This is a genomic window from Rhizobium sp. 768_B6_N1_8 (assembly GCF_051811225.1).
Classification (GTDB): Bacteria; Pseudomonadota; Alphaproteobacteria; order Rhizobiales; family Rhizobiaceae; genus Rhizobium.
The window spans coordinates 3,170,189-3,193,416 of the sequence record NZ_JBPWPV010000001.1; the positions used below are offsets into that span (position 1 = coordinate 3,170,189).

Sequence of the window (23,228 nt, forward strand, 5' to 3'; positions counted from 1 at the left end):
CCCGGCGATCATAGAATCGAAGACCGGAACCCGCAATCGTGCGGGTTCCGGCCATTCATGTTACTTCAGCTGGTCTTCCTTGTAGTAACCGCCATCAACGAGAACTGCCTTGTAGTTCTCCTTGGTCACGGCGACCGGCTTCAGCAGGTAGGACGGAACGACCTTGACACCGTTGTCGTAGGTCTTCGTGTCGTTGACTTCAGGCTCCTTGCCGGACATGACGGCATCAACCATCGAAACGGTGACCTTCGCCAGATCGCGGGTATCCTTGAAGATCGACGAATACTGTTCGCCAGCGATGATCGACTTGATCGACGGGATTTCCGAGTCCTGGCCGGTGACGACAGGCAGCGGCTGCCCAGCCGAACCGTAGCCGACGCCCTTCAGCGACGAGAGGATACCGATCGACAGACCGTCGTACGGAGACAGGACAGCGTCAACCTTGGCGTCGGTGTAGTTAGCCGAGAGCAGGTTGTCCATGCGGGCCTGGGCCGTTGCCGGATCCCAACGCAGCGTGCCGACCTTGTCCATGCCGGTCTGGCCGGACTTCACGACGAGCTTGCCGCTGTCGATGTAAGGCTGCAGGACAGACATTGCGCCGTCATAGAAGAAGAAGGCGTTGTTGTCGTCCGGCGAACCGCCGAAGAGTTCGATGTTGAACGGGCCCTTGCCGTCCTTGAGGCCGAGCTTGTCGACGATCGTGCCAGCCTGCAGAACGCCAACCTGGAAGTTGTCGAACGTGGCGTAGTAGTCGACGTTGGCAGAGTCGCGGATCAGGCGGTCATAAGCGATGACCTTGATGCCGGCGTCATGAGCCTTCTGGAGAACGTCGGAAAGGGTCGTGCCGTCGATCGAAGCGACGACGAGAACCTTGGCGCCCTTCGTGACCATGTTTTCGATCTGCGAAAGCTGGTTCGGAATATCGTCGTCAGCATACTGCAGGTCGGTCTGGTAGCCGGCAGCCTGGAGCTGCTTGACGATGTTGTTGCCGTCGTCGATCCAGCGAGCCGAAGCCTTCGTCGGCATTGCGATGCCAACCAGGCCCTTGTCGGCCGCCATAGCCGGCATAACGAACGATGCGACGCCGAAAGCAGCCGCAGCCATCAATGAGATAATGGATTTCATTTCTCTCTCCCTTGTTAAAGATTAGCGGACGAAAAATCGCCCGCCCCGAAACTGTGGCAGGTTCCGTATTGGATAGTTACTTCAGATGGTGAGAAACGAAGTAGGTCTCCTCCACGATCTCACACGTGTTGAGTGCCAACCAGCACACGGCGGCAAACTGGTATGGATTCCTATAACTGTCAAATAGAATAACTGGTAATGTGCATAACAAATTTGGTATATCGTTAAAAAGTATTACTTTTGATGGAGCGCAGTGGGGAGGCTGCAACCATGACGATTATCTCCGAGCCATTTTCTTTGGAACATGTCGACATTAACAGCGACAATTTTGGCGATGACGGCCTTCTACGTGCAGGACTTAAGCTGAATCACCTGCGTATGATTGTCGCAATCGAAGATAGCGGGCAGATTTCGGCTGCCGCAGAGGTGCTGAACATATCGCAGCCGGCGGCCTCCCGAATGCTGTCCGAAATGGAGTCGATTGTGAAGACTCCGCTCTATGAGCGGGTTGCCCGCGGCGTGGTGCTGACCACCTTCGGCGAAGCTCTCGCCAGGCGTGCGCGCAAGATCCTTCTGGAGCTGCGTGAGGCAAGCCGCGAGATCGGCGAATTGAAGAGCGGCAAGGGCGGCTCGGTCTTCATCGGCGCCGTCACCGCGCCCGCCATGAGCCTCGTCGTTCCCGCCATCAACACGGTGCGCAAGACCTTTCCAGGCATCGAGGTCAATATCCAGGTCGAGACCAGCAATGTGCTGGCGCGCGAACTTCTCGCCGCCCGCCACGACTTCATCATCAGCCGCATCCCCGATGACCTCAACCCGCGCCTTTTCGAGGTCCGCGAGATCGGCGTCGAGAAAGCCTGCCTCATCGTCCGCAGCCGCCATCCCCTCTTGAAGAAGAAGAGCCCAAGCAGCCTGTCGGAGATCAAGGATTACGACTGGGTGTTCCAACCGCCGGGCACGCTGCTGCGCCGCACGATAGAGGATATCTTCCTGTCGCGCGCCGTTCGGCTTCCGGAAAACATCGTCAACACCTCCTCGCTGCTGCTGACCTGCGCGATCATCTGCGAGACGGATGCCATTGCCCCCGTCGCCGTCGATGTCGCCCAGTTTCTCGCCTCTCAGAGCTCGAACGCCTCCGACGTGCGCATCCTGCCGATCGATTTCGAGATCAACGTCAAGCCCTACAGCCTGATCACCGTCCGCGAGCGCGCCCTGCCGCCGAGCGCCCGGCTGCTCTACGATCTCATTCTGGAAGAGAGCATCCGGCAGGCTGAGGGCTAGGGCCTTCAAGGTACCCGGACTGAACGACACGCATGCTACGACAATCTTCTGAAAACGCCTGGGTAGTCCAGTACGATGCCGTCGCCGTCAACCTCGAGTTCGGCGGAAAATCCGGTTGATATGCCCTCATAGAGAAAACGGTTCTCGGCAAGTTTGGTATAGCGCTGTTTGACGGGTTCGACGATCAGGTCTGGCAAGGAAACATAGGCAGCATTGATGTCCTCGGCGACACCTGTCTTTTGTTCAAGCCGCCGGATTGGCAGGGTGTTGGTGAAGGGTGTCGCTGCAATATCGACATCGATGCACCCGGCCAAATCGGAAATCTCCGAGCCATTCCCGTTGACCCAACGACCGCGGCTGTCAGACAGAATGTGCAGTCTTGGACCCTTGGCGATCTGAACCCCGACTTCGCGCACCCGCCAATGCGGGTCGATCACCAACCGGTAGGTCAGATCATATTTGCCGGCTTCGAACTGTCCGGTCACCACACCTTCCGCAAGCACACCCTCATCATTGTGGAGGATGGAAAGACGCTCAAGTCCGTCTCCGTTCCAATCGGTCCATTGTATTGTCCGCTTCCACGCTATCATGCGCGCCCCCATTTCCGTGTCCACAAATGCTGCCCCTGTCGCGGCGACCGGCTCTGGGCACGATACATTGCGGACAGTTCACCAGGCATAGGATTCCACCAGGCTGGCACCACGCCAAGATTTACTGTGGCCACCAGAATGCTTCAATCTGACGGGGACAGGCTCAGGATCGTGTATCGAAATCCAGCCCGGCGCCAACTTGGCGCCGTCTAATGCGCCGCTCGAAAAGGAAGGCGCATGCTGTTCGGACAATCGATATTCCAATCCGTTCTCGAACGGTTGAAAGAGGAAGACGCCGGGGAAGCGGAAGAGCCGGCCGCCCATCGCGTTCCCGGCTTTCCGACAGGCCTCGCCTTCGATGTGATGGAGGGTGTTTCGGCTGCTTCGCAGCGGGTCGGGCAAGCCTATTTCGACAATCTCGGCCCCGAGCCCGCGATTGCGGCGCCTCCCCCACCTGAGCCAGAACCGGTCATGCCCGATCATCTCGCCCGCATCGCGCCGGAAGAGATTGCCGCCGACCTGTCGATTTCATCTGCCGATACGCAACAGACGCTGAACGAGAAACGGCGCGCTTTCGCCAAGGCCAATCATCCTGACGGTGTCGCTGAGCCTTTCCGCGCCAATGCCAACAGACGCATGATGATCGCCAACCTGCTGATCGACGAGGCGATGCGACGCCTGCCGCACAGCTGAAGCTTTTCCGTCCGTCACCGAATGATTTGAGACGTTCCAGGCTTTGGAAGGCCGGCGTTTCCGGCTCGGTTTGCGGGTTGTTTACGCCGCTTTCTTCTGACGGTTCAACTGGTGCTGACAGTACCTCGATTGAATATTTCGCGTTTTAGTAGCAGATAATTCCTCAGCTTTTTGGTACAGGCGACAGCATATTTCGGCAGGCCAACATACCGTGCCTACTCCCTTTTCATTAGGCCTCAACGCTATTTAGCGAAATTGAATGCGATACAACCTTTTGTAACATAGGCCGGTGTTAATGTTATCGAAGGACACCAGCATGTCATCCACGCAAGATCCTAAGCTGCCACGCAATACCGCGCGCAGACATTTTCTAGGTGTTGCCGCTGCCGCCGGTGCCCGGCTTGCCGGCGTTGCGGCATTGGCGACGGCAATTTCCACCTCTCCCGCGAATGCATTAGGGCGGCTTTGGGGGCGGGGCGGCTCCGGTGGACATGGAGGCTCTGGCGGACACGGCGGCTCCGGTGGACACGGAGGCTCTGGCGGAAACGGTGGCGGTGGCGGCGGCCCGCAGTGTTTCCTGCGCGGGACGGCGATCCTTACGGATTGCGGTGAAAAGCCCGTCGAGGATCTGCGCATCGGCGATCGCGTTGCCCTTCCGGACGGGAGCACCCGTCCCATCAAATGGGTCGGCCGCCAGGTCTTCAAGAAGAGCGGCGCACGCTGGCATGAAGGCGTCGTGCCGATCCGGGTTTCCCGCCACGCGCTGGATAGCCGCACACCACATTCCGATCTCTACCTATCGCCAGGCCATGCGCTGTATCTGAACGGCGTTCTGATCCGTGTGAAGGATCTCGTGAACGGCACGACCATTGCACCGGTCACCCCGGCCGACGACATGTCGATCGAGTACTATGCCGTTCTGCTCGACACGCATGAAGTCATCCTTGCCGAAGGTGCCGCGGCGGAGACCTTCCATCTCCTGGGAAGCAATCACGAGGACTTCTCCAATTTTGCGGAATATAAGCGCCTCTACGGTGAGGAACGCACCACGATGACGTCCTATGCGCCGGTGCTGGGCGAGGAAGGCGGCTGGAAACACTTGAAAGCGCTTCTCCTCCTTGGTGCTTCGCCATTGGTGCCGATGCGCGATCCGTTCGGGGATGCCTGCAAAAAGATCGACGCACAAGCCAAAGAGCTGTCGCTCTGACCAGCTGCGGGCCTTCCGCGCCGAATCGGAGGGCCGGAGAACGCGTGCCGCGCAAACTGTGCAGCGGTTTTGCAACGACGACATGCGTGAAAACAAGCACCTGAAGCGTGGCGCGCATCCGAAAGATCGCGGCACGCTTTAACTATTCGGCCTTCTTCTCTTCTTCTATTGCCGGCTTGTCCCCGTCCTCATCATCGGGTGTGACAACTGTTGCCGTTTCCGGCGGCTTCGGATTGAAGGTCCAGATCAGCATATAGAAGGAATAGGCGCCGGCGCCGCCCGCAAGCACGCCCCAGAAGGGGTCGCCGCCGATGAATTCGAAGATCGCCCATCCGAAACAGACCACGACGATGAGGACACGAACCCAGAGGTGTCGATAGGTCGGGTGGTTAGGATCGATCAGCTGCATCTCTGTCCCATTGTCGTGATAACGCCGTCTCACTCTTGTGATGACGCACGTCTCACTGTTGTGATGACGTCACTTGTCTTTAGGATGGATTTCACAAATGTGAAAGGCCCGCGGACTTGACGCGGCGACTGGAAAATGGAATGAAAATTCTAAACTTATATCAATTCGGTTTATTTGTTCCGAATCTAGGGAGGCAGTAATGACAGTGAGATTTGGTCTTCTCGGCGCCGGCCGTATCGGCAAGGTCCACGCAAAGGCCGTCAGCGGCGATGCCAATGCAAAGCTCGTGGCCGTCGCCGACGCCTTCCCGCAGGCTGCCGAAGCGATCGCTTCCGCCTATGGCTGCGAAGTGCGCACCATTGAAGCGATCGAGGCCGCCAAGGATATCGACGCCGTCGTCATCTGCACGCCGACCGACACCCATGCCGACCTGATCGAGCGCTTTGCCCGCGCAGGCAAGGCGATCTTCTGCGAAAAGCCGATTGATCTCGACGTTGCGCGCGTAAAAGCCTGCATCAAGGTCGTGGAAGAAACCGGCGCCAAGCTGATGGTCGGCTTCAACCGCCGCTTCGACCCGCATTTCATGGCGGTCCGCAAGGTCATCGACGAAGGCAAGATCGGCGATGTCGAGATGGTGACGATCACCTCGCGCGATCCCGGCGCCCCGCCGGTCGATTACATCAAGCGTTCGGGCGGCATCTTCCGCGACATGACGATCCACGATTTCGACATGGCCCGCTTCCTGCTCGGCGAAGAGCCGGTCTCCGTCGTTGCAACCGCCGCAGTCCTCGTCGATAAGGCGATCGGCGAAGCCGGCGATTACGACAGCGTCTCCGTCATCCTGCAGACCGCCTCCGGCAGGCAGGCCATCATCTCCAACTCGCGCCGCGCCACCTATGGCTACGATCAGCGTATCGAGGCGCATGGCTCCAAGGGCGTCGTCTCGGCCGAAAACCAGCGCCCGGTCTCGATCGAAGTCGCCAATGGCGAAGGCTATACCCGCCCGCCGCTGCATGACTTCTTCATGACCCGCTACACCGAAGCCTATGCCAACGAGATCGCAAGCTTCATCGCCGCGATCGAAAAGGGCTCGAAGATTTCCCCCTCCGGCGCCGATGGCCTGGCTGCTCTCGCTCTCGCAGATGCCGCCGTCCAGTCGGTCAAGGAAGGCAAGCTCATCAAGATCGGCTGACCGCCCTCTCCCGACGGTCGCCATAATGAGATGGCCGGGCTCTTGCCCGGCCATTTCTCGTTTAAGCAGTATCCTGCGTTTCAATCCGTTCCCTGGAGACCGGCCACGACGATATCCTCATCGATGACGGCCAGCGCCCGGTTCAGATGTCCTTCGAAGACGAGAATCTGTTCGTCCGCGACGACCCTGAGTTCCGGCATGCCCTCCATGCGCACCATATGAGATTGGCCGAGCCCCTCCTCGATCCCCTGCCGCAGCAGATCGTAATAGCGCGTGCCGGGTCCGGTGATCGCGATCGGCATGCGCTCCGTCAGGCTCAGCATGCGCGACAGCCCGTTGCCGAGTGCCAGCCCCGCCTGCCGGAAGGCAAAGCCCGAGATACGATGGCCCTGCCGGGCCCGCGCCGCGATCTTGTCGAGCTCGGCCACTGGCACGAACTTTGCCGGGATCGTATCGAGCGGCACTTCGAAGGCGGTGCGCAGGATCGCGTAGAAACCGGCATAGGCTTCGATGCAGCCGCGCGTGCCGCACCGGCAAAGCCCGCCATTGGCCATATGCAGCATATGCCCGAAATTGGGCGCGGAGACTTCATGCCCGCCATGGGTCGTCCGCCGCACGATCCCAAGCCCGATGCTGTGGCCGAGCGAAAGGGCGGCCAGCGAGCGGAAATCCGCGCCTTTGACATTCTCCTCACGCGCGCCGAGGGCGGCAGCGACCAGCAGCGTCTCGTTGTCGAGAATGACCTTCGCCTTCCATTCCGGCTTGAGCGCCAGTTCGAAATCGATCTGGTCGCTGCCGAAGATCGGCGACCAGACGAGAACCGGTTCGGATGAGTTGACCAGCCCCTTGCTGCTGATCGAAATGAGCAGCACCTTCTCCCGTTCGATCCGCGAGCGCGACAGGATACGCTCAAGCCCCGCCCGCACCCCGTTCACGAAGCGGCCAGCCCCATCGGGATCATGCGACCTTTCCTCGCTGAAACGGTCGATCAGCTTGCCCGAGTAATCGACGAGCGAATATTGCACGGCGTCCGAGGAGATGATGACGACGATGAGATAGCCGCAGTCGCGGCGCTGGCGCAGAAGCACGCGCGGGCGCCCTCGCCCGCTCGCTGCCTGGTGCTCGGATTTTTCGATCACCTGCGCCTTTTCGAGATCGGCCGTGATCGCAGAAACGGTCGCGGACGAAAGCCGCGTGAAATCGGATATTTCAGTGTGAGCAAGTGGCCCGTGGCGGCGAAGAGTGGCGAGCACAAGCACGCTGTTTCTCTGCCGTACGAGCTCCGTGCTCGACTTGGTCAGCATCTATCGCCGCCTCTTCCCCGTTCGTTCCGCCCTTGGTTTGCCACAGCATCTCCAGCCCCTCCAGTCAAAGGAAATTAAGCCGGTAGTGCGGTGTTGACAGTTGAAAAAATCTCTGACACTAAATTTCTCGACTGTCGAGAAAAAAATCCGAACCTTTCTGGACAGGCTTTCGCGGTGGCCGGAGGAGCAGAGGCTGGGCCGGCTGCAATTCACTCGGGAGGACATTATGAAGTCTATTTATAAGCTGATGGCAGGTGCTGCCATTCTCGTTTCGCTGCAGTCGGCTGCCATGGCTGCCGACCTCGTCGTTGGCGTTTCCTGGTCCAACTTCCAGGAAGAACGCTGGAAGACGGACGAAGCCGCCATCAAGAAGGCTCTGGAAGCCAAGGGCGCAAAGTACATTTCCGCTGACGCACAGTCTTCGGCTGCAAAGCAGCTCACCGACGTTGAGTCGCTGATCTCCCAGGGCGCAAACGCCCTCATCATTCTCGCTCAGGACTCCGACGCCATCGGTCCGGCGGTTGAAAAGGCCGCCAGCGAAGGTATCCCGGTCGTCGGTTACGACCGCCTGATCGAAAACCCGTCTGCCTTCTACATCACCTTCGACAACAAGGAAGTCGGCCGCCTGCAGGCTCAGGGCGTCTTCAAGGCAAAGCCGGAAGGCAACTACGTCTTCATCAAGGGCTCGTCTTCCGACCCGAACGCTGACTTCCTCTTCGCAGGTCAGCAGGAAGTCCTGAAGGCTGCAATCGACGCCGGCAAGATCAAGAATGTCGGCGAAGCCTATACCGACGGCTGGCTGCCGCAGAACGCTCAGCGCAACATGGAGCAGTTCCTGACCGCCAACAACAACAAGGTTGACGCTGTCGTTGCTTCCAACGACGGTACGGCCGGTGGCGCCGTCGCCGCTCTCGACGCACAGGGCCTCGCCGGCACCGTTCCGGTTTCCGGCCAGGACGCCGACAAGGCAGCACTCAACCGCATCGCTCTCGGCACGCAGACGGTTTCCGTCTGGAAGGACAGCCGCGAACTCGGCAAGCGCGCTGCCGAAGTCGCTCTCGATCTCGCCGGCGGCACGGCCCTCGACAAGGTTGCAGGTGTGCAGACCTTCGAAGGCGGCCCGAAGAAGGTGAAGATGCAGTCCATCTTCCTGACCCCGCTCGCCATCACCAAGGACAACCTGAACGTCGTCATCGACGCCGGCTGGATCTCCAAGGCTGAAGCTTGCCAGGGCGTCAAGGCCGGCTCCGTCAAGGCTTGCGACTAATCCTCGCCTGACGATCTGAAATACCGGCGCCGCAGCGGCCATCCGCTGCGGCGCCGGATGCGGATGAAGCCCGCTCAGTGGTGCTTCTCCGTTCTCGCGCACATCGCGGATGCTTTGATTCCCTGCCAGAATAGTGCCGTTGTGATCGGCTATTTTCGGAAGCGTCCCGGTGGTCACAACAAGAACAGGCGGTCATCGGCCAGCTATTCCTATCAGGAGCAGGCCTGCGCCCAAACAAATGGGGGAAACGGCAAACCCATGGCAGACATCACCCAATCGACCTCCTCCGGCCCGCGCACGGCAGTTGAAGGCCCCTTCACGCGCTTCCTCAGGGCAACGGAAATAGACACCCGCCTTCTCGGCATGATCGGCGCATTGCTGGTCATCTGGGTCGGCTTCCACTTCTATACCGGCGGCCTGTTCCTCACGCCCAGAAACCTCTGGAACCTCTCCGTCCAGACGACCGAAATCGCGGTTCTGGCGACCGGCATGGTGCTGGTCATCGTCACCAGAAACATCGACCTGTCGATCGGCTCGATCCTTGGCTTCGTCGCCATGATCATGGGTGTGGTCCAGGCGAAGTTCCTGCCGCAATATCTGGGCTTCGACAATTCCTTCACCTGGGTCATCACGCTGATCTGCGGCCTCATCGTCGGCTCGGCGATCGGCCTGTTCCAGGGCGTCATCATCGCCTTCATGGGCGTTCCCTCCTTCATCGTCACCCTCGGCGGCTTCCTCGCCTGGCGCGGCCTTGCCTGGTATGTCACGAGCGGCCAGACGGTCGCCCCCCTCGACACCACCTTCCGCATCATGGGCGGCGGCGCCGAAGGCGCAATCGGCGCCACCTGGAGCTGGATCATCGGTGCGGCTGCCTGCGTGCTGATCGTCATTTCCATCATCGGCTCGCGTCACCAGCGCCGGCGCTTCAACTTCCCGCGCCGTCCGCTCTGGGCCGAATATGTCCTCGGCGTGCTCGGCTGTGCCATGGTGCTCGGCGCCATCTGGGTCTCCACGATCTATTACTGGCCGCCGGCCATCGCCAAGCGCTATGCCGAAGCCAATAACATCACCATGCCGGAAACCGGCCTGATGATCCCCTACGGCATCGCCGTGCCGGTGCTGATCGCCATCCTCGTCGGCATCGTGATGACCTTCATCGCCACGCGCCTGCGCTTCGGCCGCTACGTCTTCGCGATCGGCGGCAACCCGGAAGCGGCAGAACTCGCCGGCATCAAGACCCGCTGGGTCACGGTGCGCATCTTCGCGCTGATGGGCTTCCTCGCAGCGGTGGCCGCCGCGATCTCCACGGCACGCCTCAACGCCGCCGCCAATTCGCAGGGCACGACCTACGAACTCTATACGATCGCAGCAGCCGTCATCGGCGGCACGTCTCTGGCAGGCGGTACCGGCACGATTGCCGGCGCCATGCTCGGCGCGCTCGTCATGCAGTCGCTCCAGTCAGGCATGGGTCTCGCAAATGTCGATACGCCCATCCAGAACGTCGTCGTCGGCGCGGTGCTCGTCATTGCCGTCTGGCTCGACACTGTCTATCGCTCCCGTGCGAAGTAAGAGGAGTACGAACCATGGCTGAACAACGCACTCCCCTTGTCGAACTGAAGAATATCTCGATCTCCTTCGGCGGTATCCACGCGGTCGACAATGCCTCGGTCGACCTCTATCCCGGCGAAGTCGTGGCCCTTCTCGGCCATAACGGCGCCGGCAAGTCGACGCTGATCAAGATCCTCTCCGGCGCCTACAAGCGTGACTCGGGCGAGATCCTGATCAATGGCGAACCGGCCGACATCCGCAATCCGCGCGATGCCAAGAAGTTCGGCATCGAGACGATCTACCAGACGCTGGCCGTCGCCGATAATGTCGACGCCGCCGCCAACCTCTATCTCGGCCGCGAGCTGAAGACCCGCTGGGGCACGCTCGACGACGTCGCGATGGAACATTCCGCCCGCGAGGTGATGGGCCGCCTGAACCCCAACTTCAAGCGCTTCAAGGAGCCGGTCAAGGCACTCTCCGGCGGCCAGCGCCAGTCCGTCGCCATTGCCCGCGCCATCCTGTTCAACGCCCGCATCCTGATCATGGACGAGCCGACGGCAGCCCTTGGTCCGCAGGAAACGGCGCAGGTGGGCGAGCTCATCAAGCAGCTGAAGAAGGAAGGCATCGGCATCTTCCTGATCAGCCACGACATCCACGACGTCTTCGACCTCGCGGACCGTGTCTCGGTGATGAAAAACGGCCAGGTCGTCGGCCACGCCCGCACCGAAGATGTCACCAAGGACGAAGTCCTCGGCATGATCATCCTCGGCAAGGTGCCCCCCAAGGCCATCCCCGGCCCTGGCGCCATGCAGGTCTGACCGCCGCAAGGCGACCAGCGCTGCGACAATCACACTCCGCCGCCCGCAAGGCCGGCGGAGTTTTTATGGATTACGTGGCTCTAAGAAAGGGCTGCGGGCGTCGCGCATGACCTCTTCGTGGATCAGTGAGACAGGCGGCATCCGCCGCAAGGGACGCTAGGCACCGCTCCTGGCCGGGGAGAGGTGGGTCAGTACGCACCGCCACCTGTTGCCCTCCCGGTGATAGACGTCGGTGATCCATTCGTCGGCTGATATCGGTTCGCCACGGAACATTCCCGTGTTCTGCCCGCGACCGGTAACCGTGGCGACATTGCCGAGCAGATGGACGTGATGCGTCGTCTTGGTCATCGTGTCATGGCTCAGGACACCGGATCCGATCGCCGAAAGAATAGCCTGTGCAGGGATTGGGCCACGCTCAGGCGTCACCAGCACCCAGTCCTTCGTGATGCAGGCGGCGATCTTGACGGGATCGTTGGAAACCATCGCCGCGTTGAAGGCGCGCTCAGCCTCCTCTAGCGCTTCAAGGGCTGCGGCACTCACGCCGACATGTCCTCGTTCCAGCGGCGCTGCATCTCCTCAGGCGTGACCTGCTCGATGGTTTGCGACAGCATCCAGCGATAACCGAAGGGATCAAGCACCTGCGCCACCCGCTCGCCAAAACTCTGGTCGGTAGCCGGGCGCAACATCGTCGCCCCGGCCGACAGCGCCTGCGCCAGTGCTGCGTCGGTCGACACCGTGTCCATGTGGAAGGTCACCGGAGAGCCTCCGACGGTATCGGGAGACAGGGCGCCGAAGTCCGGATACTCGTCTGCCAACATCATCAGCGTCTCTCCGAAACGCAGCTCGGCATGGCCGATCCGCCCGTCCGAAGGATCGGTCATGCGGAAGACTTCCGTGGCGCCGAAAGCCTCCTTGTAGAAGTCGATGGCCCGCGCCGCATCCTTGACGATGAAGTAGGAGCTCACTTTTCGGGCAAAACTCGGCATGGATGACCCTCCTTGACTGGTTCTTATATTAACGTTACGTATCGTAAAGATATGAGTCAAGAGAATAACGCAACACCGAAGAAACGAGGGCGGCCGCCAAGCGCTGCTGCGCAGAGGCGTGCCTTGGAGGCCGCCCATGAAATCCTGATGGCCGAAGGTTTTGGCCGCATGACGATCGAAGCCGTGGCGGCGCGGTCCGGTGTCGGCAAGCCGACGATCTACCGTTCCTGGGCCAACGCGCAGGAACTGGCGATGGCCGCCCTTCTGGTCAACCGGCTACCGGAAGCGGAGGTCGGAGGGGGCACGGCGCAGGCGGCTCTCGGCGCGCAGATGAGCGGACTGGTGACTGCCTTTGCGAGCACGCGCGGGCGGCAGATCACCATGGCACTCGCTGCCGCCGACCCGGAAAGCGAATTCACCAAGGCCTTCCGCAATCAGGTGATCCTGTCGAGCCGCAACGCGGGTCGCGTCATCCTGGAGGGGGCGCTGGCTCGGGGAGAGATCGTTCCGCCGCTTGATATGGAGGCGCTGCTCGACATGATCTACGGACCGGTCTTCTTCCGGCTGCTGGTCGGCCATCGCCCGGTCTCGCCGGAGTTCGGCGATGCGATCGTCAGGACCGCGTTGCGGGCCGTTGCACCGTCGGGGACGAAGTGATGGGCCGCCTAAACCTGAACTTTAAGCGCTTCAAGGAGCCGGTCAAGGCACTGTCAGGCGGCCAGCGCCAGTCCGTCGCCATTGCCCGCGCCATCCTGTTCAACGCCCGCATCCTGATCATGGACGAGCCGACAGCAGCGCTGGGTCCGCAGGAAACGGCGAAGGTCGGCCCCGGCGCCATGCAGGTCCGATCGACCGATAGCTCGACAAGGAAACTCCGCCGCCCGAAAGGACCGGCGGAGTTTTCATTTCGGCAACAGCTTGGCCGGAAATCGCTTTAAAAGCCAAGTCCCAGAATTTCCGTGAACTTCGCGATTGAAGCAGAGCCAAAGCTAGGCTAAGAACCACGTCATCGGACGACGAGTCACATCGTCAGGGATGCACCCGTAGCTCAGCTGGATAGAGTGTTGGATTCCGATTCCAAAGGTCACAGGTTCGAATCCTGTCGGGTGCGCCATTTTTCAAATGTCCATACCGAAGACACAGAGCTCGTGAGGAACACGCTCGGCATAGTCCATTGGCACATTGTCAAACTGACCGCGCTGCCGGCGTCTGGACAGGAAAGCGGTTCCGTGTCATCAAAAAAGGCATGAACCCCGCGCGCACCAATTCAAAGCTCCTACTCGCCATCATTCCGATGGTGGGTTAGCACGCGCTTGCGTTTCAAAGATGCAGCAACCCGCCGAAGAGGCGGGTTTTTTGTTGCCATTCCTCTTCGGTCGGATTTCGAGACAGAAGGGAAGTCGCAATGCCATATGACCCCAAGACGATCGAGCCGCGATGGCAACGATACTGGGAGGAAAACCAGACGTTCAGGACCGAGGACGACCAAAGCCGTCCGAAATATTATGTCCTGGACATGTTTCCCTATCCGTCCGGCGACGGCCTGCATGTAGGTCATCCGGAAGGCTATACCGCGACCGACGTCGTGGCTCGGTACAAGCGCATGATGGGCTTCAATGTCCTGCATCCCATGGGCTGGGATGCCTACGGGCTGCCCGCCGAGCGATACGCAGTGCGGACAGGCGTCCATCCAGCGATCACCACGCGGAGCAACATCTCGAATTTCAGGAAGCAGGTCCAGCGTCTGGGCTTTTCCTACGATTGGAGTCGGGAGATTTCGACCACCGATCCCGAGTTCGTACGATGGACGCAATGGATCTTCCTGCAAATGTACAAGGCTGGCTTGGCCTACCAGGCAGAAGTTGCCGTCAACTGGTGCCCGGCACAAGGTACGGTCCTCGCCAACGAGGAAGTGAAGGACGGCCGCTACGTGGAAACCGGAGACCCGGTGGAACGTCGCACGATGCGTCAGTGGATGCTGAAAATCACCGCCTATGCCGACCGCCTGCTCGCGGATCTGGACGAGCTGGACTGGCCGGAAGGCATCAAGGCGATGCAGCGCAACTGGATTGGCAGATCGGAAGGCGCTGAACTGACTTTCGACGTCGAGGATAGAGAGAGCTCCCTGACGGTTTACACCACGCGTCCGGAAACGATCTTCGGCGCTACCTTCTTGGTCCTGTCCCCTGAGCACCCTGCTATCGATGCCATTGCCACCGTCGGCCAACGCGGAGAAGTCGACGCCTACCGCGCCCGCGCGGCGGCAATGAGCGCGATAGAGAAGTCGCAATCCCAGTCGAAAAGCGGAGTATTCACCGGAGCCTATGCGATCAATCCGGCGAATGGATCGCGGATTCCGGTATGGGCCGCTGACTACGCACTGATGAGCTACGGCACCGGAGCAATCATGGCCGTTCCCGCTCATGACGACCGCGACCGCGATTTCGCGCAGGAGTTCGGGCTGCCGATCGTCGAAGTCGTGTCGGCATTTGGCTCCCCCTCCGGCGATGTGCCGCCCGCTGCGCAGACTGGGGAAGGCTTGATGGTCAACTCCGGGTTCATGGATGGCATGGAGACGAAAGCGGCGAGAACGGCAGCGATCTCATGGATGACCGAGCAGGGCGTTGGTGTGGGGCGCGTCGAATACAAGCTGCGCGACTGGCTGTTCTCGCGGCAAAGATACTGGGGAGAACCCTTTCCTATCCTGCATGCCGCCGACGGCAGTGTCGTGCCCCTGCCAGAGGACGCCCTGCCACTGCTGCCTCCTGAACTGGACGAGTACAGGCCAACGCCGGACGGGGAGCCGCCGCTGGCACGGGCGGACGATTGGGTTCGGACGACCGATCCGAAGTCCGGCATGGAAGCTCTGCGGGAAACCAACACGATGCCGCAATGGGCGGGATCGTGCTGGTATTACCTGCGTTTTGCCGATCCCTGGAACGTGACCGCGCCGATCGATCCCGAGAAGGAGAAATACTGGCTGCCCGTGGATCTGTACGTGGGAGGAGCCGAGCATGCGGTGCTGCATCTGCTGTACGCGCGCTTCTGGCACAAAGTCCTGTTCGACATCGGCGTCGTGACGTCCAAAGAGCCGTTCCGCAAGCTGTTCAACCAGGGAATGATCCTGGCTTTCAGCTACAAGGATGCGACTGGGAGGTACTATCGACCCGAGGACGCGGCCGAGCGCGACGGTCGCTGGCATGTCGGAGAAATCGAGGTCGAGCGCCAGGTCGAGAAGATGTCGAAGTCGAAGTTCAATGTCGTCAATCCTGACGAGGTGGTCGAACGATACGGCGCAGACGCCATGCGTCTGTATGAACTCTTCATGGGGCCATTGGACGTTGCCAAGCCGTGGCAAATGTCCGGCGTGGCCGGGGTCAGCCGCTTCCTCCATCGCGTATGGCGGATCGCAATTGGAGAGGATGGCATGTTGTCGAGCAAAATTATCGATGCGAAGCCGTCCCCGGAGATCGCGCGCGTTCTTCACAAGACGATCAAGGCTGTCGGCGATGACATCGAGGCCCTGCGTTTCAACACGGCGATCTCAAAGCTGATGGAGCTGTCAAACGCATTGACGGGGCTGGACATCAAGCCACGGTCGGCGGTCGAATCCTTCGTTCTGCTGCTGGCACCGTTCGCGCCGCACATTGCCGAGGAACTCTGGAGAATGCTGGGGCATCCGGAAAGTCTGTCGCATGAACCCTGGCCGACATACGACCCCACCCTCGCCGACGATGATATCCGCGAATTTGTCGTTCAGGTGAACGGCAAGCTGCGTGGCAGGATTCAGGCTCCCTCGACGCTCGCCGCTGATGAACTCGTCAGACTGGCTGCGGAAGATCCTGACGTTCGCTCGAGGTTGACGGGGAAGACGGTGCTGAAGGAAATCGTTGTCCCTGGACGGCTGGTGAACTTCGTGCTTGCTCCATAGCATCGAGCCGCTCTGGAACGTGGTCGACACTGTCGGCCACGGCTTCCTTTGCAACTGGTCGCCCCAGTTTGGTCAGGGCGGCTAGGACTGCCGTGCTATGCAGGCAACGATCGCTTGCCCGGCCGTCGTAGACCCGCGATCACGGTTCCTCATCGGATTCGTCGGTGATTTCCAGAGCCGTAGCTACAGCGGAGGTTCGTTCATGAATTTGGCCGACGACACGATATCTGACGCGAACAGTGATCTTGTCACCATTTGCAGCAATTGACTGGTCAACCTTACCGCCCCGCTCAAGAACCACGTTGAAAGTGCGGCTTGGAGCGGGTTCTGTCCGATCGATCCACCCTTTCATACGATAGTTCTCCCAAGGTTTTGGGGCAGCGACTTCTTCCCAAGATTGCCTTTTGATACGTTCGGCAAACTTGAACACCTTTGCATCTTGTGGATGTAAACAAGTGACTTCCTCGATCATCACTGTTCTTCGGTTCCAGTTGTTAGCCTGAAGTGTTACCCGTTTTGTTTTGCGATTTCGCAAAAGCACGAACTCGGGCTGCGCGTCGCCGACCAAGAAATCCGATTGGCGTCTCGCCTCGCGAACTTGCTCCCTGAGCGGATCGAGCGTCATAAGGGCGGCGGCCAGGGCGCCAACCGCTGCGGCCCACCCAGAATAGCTTGCGAGCCAGTCCCTCAAGCAGCGACCCGGAATTTCACCTGCTGCACACCAGCGACCGGGCCAGTCAATGCCGACGGGTTGGAACACCGCCAGCACCGGCACGATGATGATCACAATGGATACGATAACGAGCCAGAATATCTTCATTGAACTGCAACTATAAGGGGAAATTCAAACGATGCAAGCGAAGAAAGTACGGCAGCGTGACCGCCAAACAATGTCTCGAGCGGCTCGTCGAATCGGAGGCGATATTGTCGGCCGGATGCGTGTTACTACCATGCCACAGTCTGTCAACGGCTCCGAACCTGCTGATCCCAAGGCTCATATCGAGAAGGCCGTTTATAGCTTTCGCGCATGAGCGAGGCCGCAGATACTGGAAGCGTCCGGTAGTGTTTGACCGAATATCGATACGACCTTTTTACTTGCAAGATTTAATAGCAACGACATTCACTAAAAGGATTGTTGATCATGAATGAATCTTCGAAGTCTCCAGCAGCATCCCCGCTTGGACGCCTCTGGCCACCGCTTCTTGTGTGCGTCGTGCTTTGGGTAGTTGCATTGGCTTGCGAGCGCGTGACTGGCGCTCCCCTTACCGAAAAGCTGACGGCTCTTTCGGACCCGAGCCTATTAATCATACTCGCAGCGGCGGTATGCTTCGCCACGGGTATCAATTTCGCCTTCAATGTCGACTGGTCTGTCCGTGCGTTCGAAACGGTGTTTAATATGGCGCTAGATGCGTTCATGTTGGTGTGGGCTGCGACGGCATGCGCGGCAATACGCTTTGCCTTCTCTGGCTACAACAAGTTCGCAATTGTCGTGCTTGCCGCCCCGATCGCGCTAGTCATCGTTTGGTATGTATGGCGCTGGATCGTAACCGATTTATTCAAAACCATCGGCAATAGGTACGTTCGCGCGACTTTCGGCGTGCTAATAGCTTTTTTGGGCTCAGCGTTTCTGCTTTACATGATTTGAAGTGAGCTTAAAGGCAGTAACTTACCTGGATCGACCCACAGATGACCTGTCACTTCCAGATTCCGGGTTGGGATCTCCAACACATACGACGCCTAATGAGAGACTCCCCAAACAGATCATTCCGAACAACATATCTGACGCTTTCGGCAAACGCTGGACAGTGTGGGTGCGTAGCCCGACCGACCCGTCTGACGAAAGCGGGTGACTTCATGGAATGGCTTTTGCAAAAGCTGTTGGCGAGCGTCTGCTAGTCGCAGTTGTGAGCGCCGGATTCAATCGCCCGCCGACTCTTTCACTTCCGGCAAAAGCGTCCAATTCATCAGCAGGCGCCCATAAGGCAGGCTTGCAAAGGGCGTAAGCCGGCGAACCGTGGCTTCTATCGCCTTCGGTCTTGCCGAGTGCGTTGCCATCCCCCGACCGCCCCTGGCACGCCTCTTGCTTCGTTAACACTACGCCATCCCATCGGGAGTATTGTGTAGTGGAATGGGACACCCCAATCGAATTCGATCCCGTGATCCTGATGTTTCACGATCCGGATAGGCTCCTGTCCGTCCGCACGGCTATTGGAGCAGCCAATGCGCTCATGAAGGAATTCCCCTGCGATGACGGGGAGGAATTTCTTGCGGCGATCAAGATCTGTATCGATGTCGTGAAGGGCAACGCTGAGCCCGAGGAGCTACGAGCGGCGATTATTCGCGCCGCAGGCGAGGCCGGGATTACCGCCATCGCCATATTGCACTGAGCCGGCCGTTTCTTGACCAGATAGAATGCGGCGCGTGCGGAAGCCACGGAGCGGGAAACCGCCCCTTTGCCTGCCGATCCATCAGACCGCCCAGGAGGCGACCGATCCGTTCGGCTGTGAGAAGCTGATCGACGATGCGCTCCGTCACCAGCCTGTCGAGCCTGTCCATCGGGATCGAGCGCCCCTTACAGGCCTCCTTGCCTTTCAGGGCGCATGTCGCACAGACGGCCCGCTTAAAGTGATTTGTCGCAAAACAGGGAAAGCATTCTGCAGCACCCAACATCACAGGGGCGTTCGCCACACATGGATTATGGTTACACGGGGGCGAGGATGTGAACGCCGCGACGCTACTCTTCACGGCTGCCGCAAGGGGGGGCCTGCTTTTCTTTGTAAAGGGGTCCCTATTATGGAACTTCAGCATAGCGGATGATGCTCTGATTTTGGACGTTGGCGACCAGTTCATCAGAACGAGACAAAAATCGGCGGAGCAAGGGTGAGGAATTTGAATCGTTATATCCTAAGGTGAGATCAATTGTCGGAGGCACACCCTCAAGTGCTCTAGCAACGACATTTGGCGTCAGCATATTTTGCGCATAAAGCGGAATAAGCGTTATTCCACCTGTAGACACGACGAGCGACATTGCTGATGGTAGACCGTCACCTTCGTACTCTGCCTTCAGCGTGATCCCAACGTTCGACGCGTAATCCTGGATCACGGATTGCAATACGGGAGAAATTTTAGCCGCACTGACGTAAGTTTCGCGGGCAAGGTCCTGCGGCTGGATCTTTTTGCGCGACGTCAAGCGATGGTCCGCCGGCAGCACGGCGATCAGTGGCTCCTTGGCTAAAAACTTGAAGGACACACCAACACTCAGCGTCTCGGGGCGAAGGAAAGCGACGTCCAGCTTGCCTCGCATCAGTGCCAGAGCAAGGTCCGGGGAAGACTGACTGGACAATATGATTTCAACCTCCGGCGCTTCCTCACGAATAATACGCAATGCATGGGGTAGCCACACAATCTCTTGCCCTGCGAGAAAACCGATAGTGAACGACTGCTTTTCCGGCCGTTCTGCCCGCCGGGCCCCTTCCGCAGCCGCCTCGACTTGCAATAAGGCCAGCCGCGCGTGATCAAGAAACACTTTACCGGCGGCGGTGAGCGTCACGCCGCGCGACTGCCGTTCCAGCAGCTTTACACCGACTTCGGTTTCCAGATCGCGAATTTGCCTGCTGAGTGAGGGCTGGGACGTGTGAAGCCGCCGCTCTGCTGCGGTCAGTAAGCTTCCCTCCTCCGCAACAGCAACAAAATAGCGCAAATGCCTCAGTTCCATCGGGTCCTCGCTATACCTTTAAGGCATAGCTCGAACGTACAAGGTATTTGTCTTCGATAGAAGGGGGATTTAATTAACGTCGCAATTTCGGGATATAATCGAACGCGCCTCACCGGAGTATTTCGCCTGCACGTCGAAAAGAAAGATGAGGCATGCGTGGCAATCTTGCGTTGATTATTGCAGTAGCGCGTGGATGAATGGCTCTAATTGATTATTTTGACCTTCAAAGGAATGTTTAACAGCGCAGATGGAGAGACTCGATGCCTACAATCACTACCACTGACGGCATAAACATCTTCTACAAGGACTGGGGCTCAGGCCAGCCGATCGTTTTCAGCCACGGCTGGCCGCTGTCGGCGGACGACTGGGACGCCCAGATGACCTTCTTCCTTCACCACGGCTACCGGGTGATCGCCCACGACCGGCGCGGCCACGGCCGGTCCGACCAGCCCGGCACCGGCAACGACATGGACCACTGGGTTGCTGACCTCGCGGCCCTGACCGAGCACCTCAACCTGCGCGACGCGATCCACATCGGCCACTCCACGGGTGGCGGTGAGGTAGCTCGCTATGTCGCCCGCCACCCGGAGCGGGTCGCAAAGGCGGTACTGGTCGCTTCCCTGACGCCGAACATGTACCGGAGCGAAGACAACCCGTCCGGTCAGCCGCCGGAGTGGTTCGAAGCGATCCGCGCGGGTGTGCTGGGCAACCGGTCGCAGTTCTTCCGGTTCGTCCCTGAGAACCCGTTCTACGGTTACAACCTCGACGGGGCCGAGCCTTCGGAGGCGATCATTGCGAACTGGTGGCGCCAGGGCATGGCCGGTGGTGCCCTGGCTCACTACGCGACTGTCGACTCTTGGCTGGAAGATTATACCGAAGACCTCAAGAAGATCACCGTGCCGGTGCTGGTGATGCATGGCGAGGCCGATCAAGTCGTCCCCTTCGCAAGTTCCGTACCGCGTGCGGTCGACCTGCTCAAGAACGGGTCGCTGAAGACCTATCCGGGCTACCCCCATGGCATGCTGACCACACATGCGGATGTCCTCAACCCCGACCTGCTCTCGTTCATCAGGTCTTGACGACATCGACCGGACCGCGGCCGTCACCCAACGTCATCAGGACGATCTGTCACCCGGCAGTACCGGGTGACACCTGTCGCCATCGACAGGCCAGCGTGCTTTCCGGCCCAGGCGCAGGCGGCACCGCCACTGCGAGGAGGAATTTCTTGCGGCGATCAAGACCTGTCTTGATGTCGTGCACGGCAACGCTGTCCCTTGGGAATTGAGAGCGGCGATTATTCGCGCTGCAGACGAGGCCGGGATTACCGCTATCGCCGTACTTCACTGAACCTTCGCTTTCGCGACAACGACGGCTTGACGCCTGAATTTCGTAAGCGCTGCCATTCATCCGCAAATTTCGTAAGCAAGATCCAAAAGCAAAATCAGTATCTTAACAATTACGCTTACGAACTTACGATATTTCGGCATGTCTCCAACTCTCATGCGGACAGCCGACAGTCCTGGAATACCGGTCTGTCTCCGCACCTGTGTTTCGCAATTATCTCCGTAAGTCCGTAAGCGAAGCAATAAATCATTGAAACCATTGGAGAAACGCGCTTACGAAGTTTATGTGTGCAATCGTAAGCGCCGTAAGCAAATCTGTAGGTCGGCCGGCACGACAGAGCCGCCGGAAGGCCAGCGTCTGCGAGGCGTTACGCTCGCACACTTCAGAAGACCCGTTCCCGCCCTCGCCGGCCGTGCTCGAATTCAATCCGTCCATCCACCCATCTCGACCAGTGCCTGCTGCTCACATCGCCGCGAACATAGACACGCACAGCTTCCCGCCCGCGATTGGAAACCACCGCCTGAGGTTCGAACCCCAGCCCGACAAGCGCCCTCTGCAGATTGGCGCGCCAGCCTGCCGGCAACCGGCTGGCATCCTCGCTTCCGCCCGTCAGCAGCTTGCGCACGTCCGCGCACGGCACCATCATGTCGCCATCGGGGATCAGGTCGCGGATGATCTCGTAGGTGGGGCCAAAATCCATCAGGCCCTGGTGCAGGGCTTCAAGATCGGCCCGCAATGCCGGGTCATCCAGCCACAGCGGCTCGCGCTCGTAGATCGTCATGACTTCGGCCCAGACCTGCGCGCGATCAGCCCGGATTGCCGCAATATCGATCGCCGTCGGCTTGACCGGCCACCAGCGGCGATTGCCCGTCGTATCCGTCAGAAACTCGTCGGCGTTCGTCGTGGCGTAGAACACGAACTGGCGCGGCACGTCGTCGACCCTCTGCTTATACGCCCCGCGCGCGGTATCCGTGCGAACCGTGATGAACTTCCTGATCGCCTCGATCTCCCGGTTCGACCTGCCGGCAAGCTCCGCAAGCTCGACAAGCCATCGCCCACGCGTGTTCTCTATCACTTCGCGCGCGCCATCGCCCACCGTGACGCCGTCGGTCACCCATTCCTCGATCGGAACGAGAGCCCGGCCGAAGGATGATTTTCCGAGGCCTTGCCTGCCCTGCAGGGTCAGCACGTGGTCGAACTGGCACCCTGGCTGAAACACGCGTCTGGCCAGCGCTGAGAGCCATTTGCGCGCGAAGGCGCGGTTCAGGCGCGTGTCCTCGGCGCCGAGATAACAGGTCAGGAAAGTATCGACGCGCCGCATTCCATCCCACGCCGGCAGCGATGACAGCCACCCTTTCACGGGGTGATAGGGATGCCGGCTGGCGACCTTGTCGATAACTGGATTGATGTTGAAAACCTTCGGCGTCAGGCCAAAGCCTTCCAGCCATTCCACCGCTTCGGCAAGGTCATTGTTGCCGACGGGACGAGGCTTCCAGTCGCCCTGGCGCAAATCCCACGGCGGGCGGGCAAGCAACATCGTCTGGCCGCTGAATTCATCAAGGGCGAGCATTCCGCGCGCGTCGGGATGGTGTTCCAGCATCACGGTCCAATTGAGCGTGAGTCCCGGATGGGGATTGCCTTTGTCATTCGTCTTGAGCACGGCGAGCCAGTCGCGCGGCGGCTCGTGTGCGGTCATATGTGGCATGAGATTTTCCGCGTAGGGTGAAGTGGCGTTCCCTTCTCCCCGGCGGGGGTCCGAAGGACGGGTCGCGACCCGTGGCTCGACCCCCGCTGGAGAGAAGGCGACGTGGACTGTTT

Annotated in this window: 21 protein-coding genes, 1 tRNA gene and 2 pseudogenes; 15 read left to right on the top strand and 9 right to left on the bottom strand. The window is 59.7% G+C overall.

Annotated features, from left to right (window positions below):
- Window positions 1–60: 60 nt before the first annotated feature.
- Window positions 61–1,125, bottom strand: coding sequence for a multiple monosaccharide ABC transporter substrate-binding protein (chvE, locus tag AB8B33_RS16285; protein WP_007824697.1), 1,065 nt, complete (start codon window positions 1,123–1,125; stop codon window positions 61–63).
- Window positions 1,126–1,395: 270 nt separating this feature from the next.
- On the opposite strand from chvE, the gene AB8B33_RS16290 reads away from it, so the two are divergent.
- Complete coding sequence (locus AB8B33_RS16290) at window positions 1,396–2,406, top strand: LysR family transcriptional regulator (RefSeq protein WP_007824698.1); 1,011 nt, start codon at window positions 1,396–1,398, stop codon at window positions 2,404–2,406.
- A 35-nt stretch (window positions 2,407–2,441) separates the two neighbouring features.
- Here AB8B33_RS16290 and AB8B33_RS16295 read toward each other — a convergent pair whose 3' ends face one another.
- Window positions 2,442–2,996: a putative glycolipid-binding domain-containing protein gene (locus tag AB8B33_RS16295; protein WP_439016138.1), complete on the bottom strand. Its 555-nt coding sequence runs from the start codon at window positions 2,994–2,996 to the stop codon at window positions 2,442–2,444.
- Window positions 2,997–3,233: 237 nt separating this feature from the next.
- On the opposite strand from AB8B33_RS16295, the gene AB8B33_RS16300 reads away from it, so the two are divergent.
- Window positions 3,234–3,689, top strand: a complete 456-nt coding sequence (locus AB8B33_RS16300; RefSeq protein ID WP_439016139.1) for a hypothetical protein — start codon at window positions 3,234–3,236, stop codon at window positions 3,687–3,689.
- A gap of 316 nt (window positions 3,690–4,005) precedes the next feature.
- Window positions 4,006–4,896 carry a Hint domain-containing protein gene (locus AB8B33_RS16305; protein ID WP_439016140.1) on the top strand — a complete coding sequence of 297 codons (891 nt, stop codon included), beginning with the start codon at window positions 4,006–4,008 and terminating at the stop codon, window positions 4,894–4,896.
- Window positions 4,897–5,038: 142 nt separating this feature from the next.
- On the opposite strand, the gene AB8B33_RS16310 is transcribed toward AB8B33_RS16305, so the two are convergent.
- A complete protein-coding gene (locus tag AB8B33_RS16310; RefSeq protein ID WP_439016141.1) occupies window positions 5,039–5,305 on the bottom strand; it encodes a hypothetical protein in 267 nt (88 codons plus the stop codon).
- Window positions 5,306–5,504: 199 nt separating this feature from the next.
- Between AB8B33_RS16310 and iolG the strand changes: the two genes are divergently transcribed.
- The gene (gene iolG / locus AB8B33_RS16315) at window positions 5,505–6,497 is read left to right on the top strand and encodes an inositol 2-dehydrogenase (RefSeq protein WP_439016142.1); all 993 of its coding nucleotides are present in this window, start codon (window positions 5,505–5,507) and stop codon (window positions 6,495–6,497) included.
- Between the two features lie 80 nt (window positions 6,498–6,577).
- Here iolG and AB8B33_RS16320 read toward each other — a convergent pair whose 3' ends face one another.
- Window positions 6,578–7,801, bottom strand: coding sequence for an ROK family transcriptional regulator (locus AB8B33_RS16320; RefSeq protein ID WP_113322473.1), 1,224 nt, complete (start codon window positions 7,799–7,801; stop codon window positions 6,578–6,580).
- Between the two features lie 226 nt (window positions 7,802–8,027).
- Between AB8B33_RS16320 and xylF the strand changes: the two genes are divergently transcribed.
- The 3 genes from xylF (at window position 8,028) to AB8B33_RS16335 (ending at window position 11,434) form a co-directional block, all read left to right on the top strand.
- Window positions 8,028–9,068, top strand: a complete 1,041-nt coding sequence (gene xylF, locus AB8B33_RS16325; protein ID WP_007815345.1) for a D-xylose ABC transporter substrate-binding protein — start codon at window positions 8,028–8,030, stop codon at window positions 9,066–9,068.
- 258 nt (window positions 9,069–9,326) lie between these two features.
- A complete protein-coding gene (locus AB8B33_RS16330) occupies window positions 9,327–10,637 on the top strand; it encodes a sugar ABC transporter permease (RefSeq protein WP_439016143.1) in 1,311 nt (436 codons plus the stop codon).
- Between the two features lie 14 nt (window positions 10,638–10,651).
- The gene (locus AB8B33_RS16335) at window positions 10,652–11,434 is read left to right on the top strand and encodes an ATP-binding cassette domain-containing protein (RefSeq protein WP_007815343.1); all 783 of its coding nucleotides are present in this window, start codon (window positions 10,652–10,654) and stop codon (window positions 11,432–11,434) included.
- Window positions 11,435–11,590: 156 nt separating this feature from the next.
- On the opposite strand, the gene AB8B33_RS16340 is transcribed toward AB8B33_RS16335, so the two are convergent.
- Window positions 11,591–11,974 carry a nuclear transport factor 2 family protein gene (locus tag AB8B33_RS16340; RefSeq protein ID WP_439016144.1) on the bottom strand — a complete coding sequence of 128 codons (384 nt, stop codon included), beginning with the start codon at window positions 11,972–11,974 and terminating at the stop codon, window positions 11,591–11,593.
- Complete coding sequence (locus AB8B33_RS16345; RefSeq protein WP_439016145.1) at window positions 11,971–12,420, bottom strand: VOC family protein; 450 nt, start codon at window positions 12,418–12,420, stop codon at window positions 11,971–11,973. The genes AB8B33_RS16340 and AB8B33_RS16345 overlap by 4 nt, the downstream gene beginning before the upstream one ends.
- A 51-nt stretch (window positions 12,421–12,471) precedes the next feature.
- Between AB8B33_RS16345 and AB8B33_RS16350 the strand changes: the two genes are divergently transcribed.
- From AB8B33_RS16350 to leuS, 4 genes and pseudogenes are all read left to right on the top strand, one after another.
- Entirely contained in the window at window positions 12,472–13,077 is a 606-nt protein-coding gene (locus tag AB8B33_RS16350) for a TetR/AcrR family transcriptional regulator (protein ID WP_439016146.1), read from the top strand.
- Window positions 13,071–13,268 (top strand): annotated as a pseudogene (locus tag AB8B33_RS16355) (ATP-binding cassette domain-containing protein); the annotation flags it as partial. The gene AB8B33_RS16350 and the pseudogene AB8B33_RS16355, both read left to right, overlap by 7 nt.
- Window positions 13,269–13,457: 189 nt before the next feature.
- Window positions 13,458–13,534: transfer RNA gene (locus AB8B33_RS16360), tRNA-Arg, on the top strand.
- A 291-nt stretch (window positions 13,535–13,825) separates the two neighbouring features.
- Complete coding sequence (gene leuS, locus AB8B33_RS16365) at window positions 13,826–16,351, top strand: leucine--tRNA ligase (RefSeq protein WP_439016147.1); 2,526 nt, start codon at window positions 13,826–13,828, stop codon at window positions 16,349–16,351.
- A 139-nt stretch (window positions 16,352–16,490) separates the two neighbouring features.
- Here leuS and AB8B33_RS16370 read toward each other — a convergent pair whose 3' ends face one another.
- A complete protein-coding gene (locus tag AB8B33_RS16370) occupies window positions 16,491–17,171 on the bottom strand; it encodes a hypothetical protein (RefSeq protein ID WP_439016148.1) in 681 nt (226 codons plus the stop codon).
- A 321-nt stretch (window positions 17,172–17,492) separates the two neighbouring features.
- Between AB8B33_RS16370 and AB8B33_RS16375 the strand changes: the two genes are divergently transcribed.
- Together AB8B33_RS16375 and AB8B33_RS16380 are read left to right on the top strand one after the other, a co-directional pair.
- Window positions 17,493–17,996 (top strand): hypothetical protein, encoded by a 504-nt coding sequence (locus tag AB8B33_RS16375; RefSeq protein WP_439016149.1) that lies wholly within the window; start codon window positions 17,493–17,495, stop codon window positions 17,994–17,996.
- Window positions 17,997–18,474: 478 nt separating this feature from the next.
- The gene (locus AB8B33_RS16380; RefSeq protein WP_439016150.1) at window positions 18,475–18,738 is read left to right on the top strand and encodes a DUF982 domain-containing protein; all 264 of its coding nucleotides are present in this window, start codon (window positions 18,475–18,477) and stop codon (window positions 18,736–18,738) included.
- 404 nt (window positions 18,739–19,142) lie between these two features.
- Here AB8B33_RS16380 and AB8B33_RS16385 read toward each other — a convergent pair whose 3' ends face one another.
- On the bottom strand, window positions 19,143–20,066 hold the full coding sequence (locus tag AB8B33_RS16385; protein WP_007815334.1) for a LysR family transcriptional regulator: 924 nt from the start codon (window positions 20,064–20,066) through the stop codon (window positions 19,143–19,145).
- Between the two features lie 260 nt (window positions 20,067–20,326).
- On the opposite strand from AB8B33_RS16385, the gene AB8B33_RS16390 reads away from it, so the two are divergent.
- On the top strand, window positions 20,327–21,145 hold the full coding sequence (locus tag AB8B33_RS16390) for an alpha/beta fold hydrolase (RefSeq protein ID WP_439016151.1): 819 nt from the start codon (window positions 20,327–20,329) through the stop codon (window positions 21,143–21,145).
- 136 nt (window positions 21,146–21,281) lie between these two features.
- Window positions 21,282–21,413 (top strand): annotated as a pseudogene (locus AB8B33_RS16395) (DUF982 domain-containing protein); the annotation flags it as partial.
- Between the two features lie 379 nt (window positions 21,414–21,792).
- Here AB8B33_RS16395 and AB8B33_RS16400 read toward each other — a convergent pair.
- Window positions 21,793–23,115, bottom strand: a complete 1,323-nt coding sequence (locus AB8B33_RS16400; RefSeq protein ID WP_439016152.1) for a VapE domain-containing protein — start codon at window positions 23,113–23,115, stop codon at window positions 21,793–21,795.
- Between the last annotated feature and the right edge of the window lie 113 nt (window positions 23,116–23,228).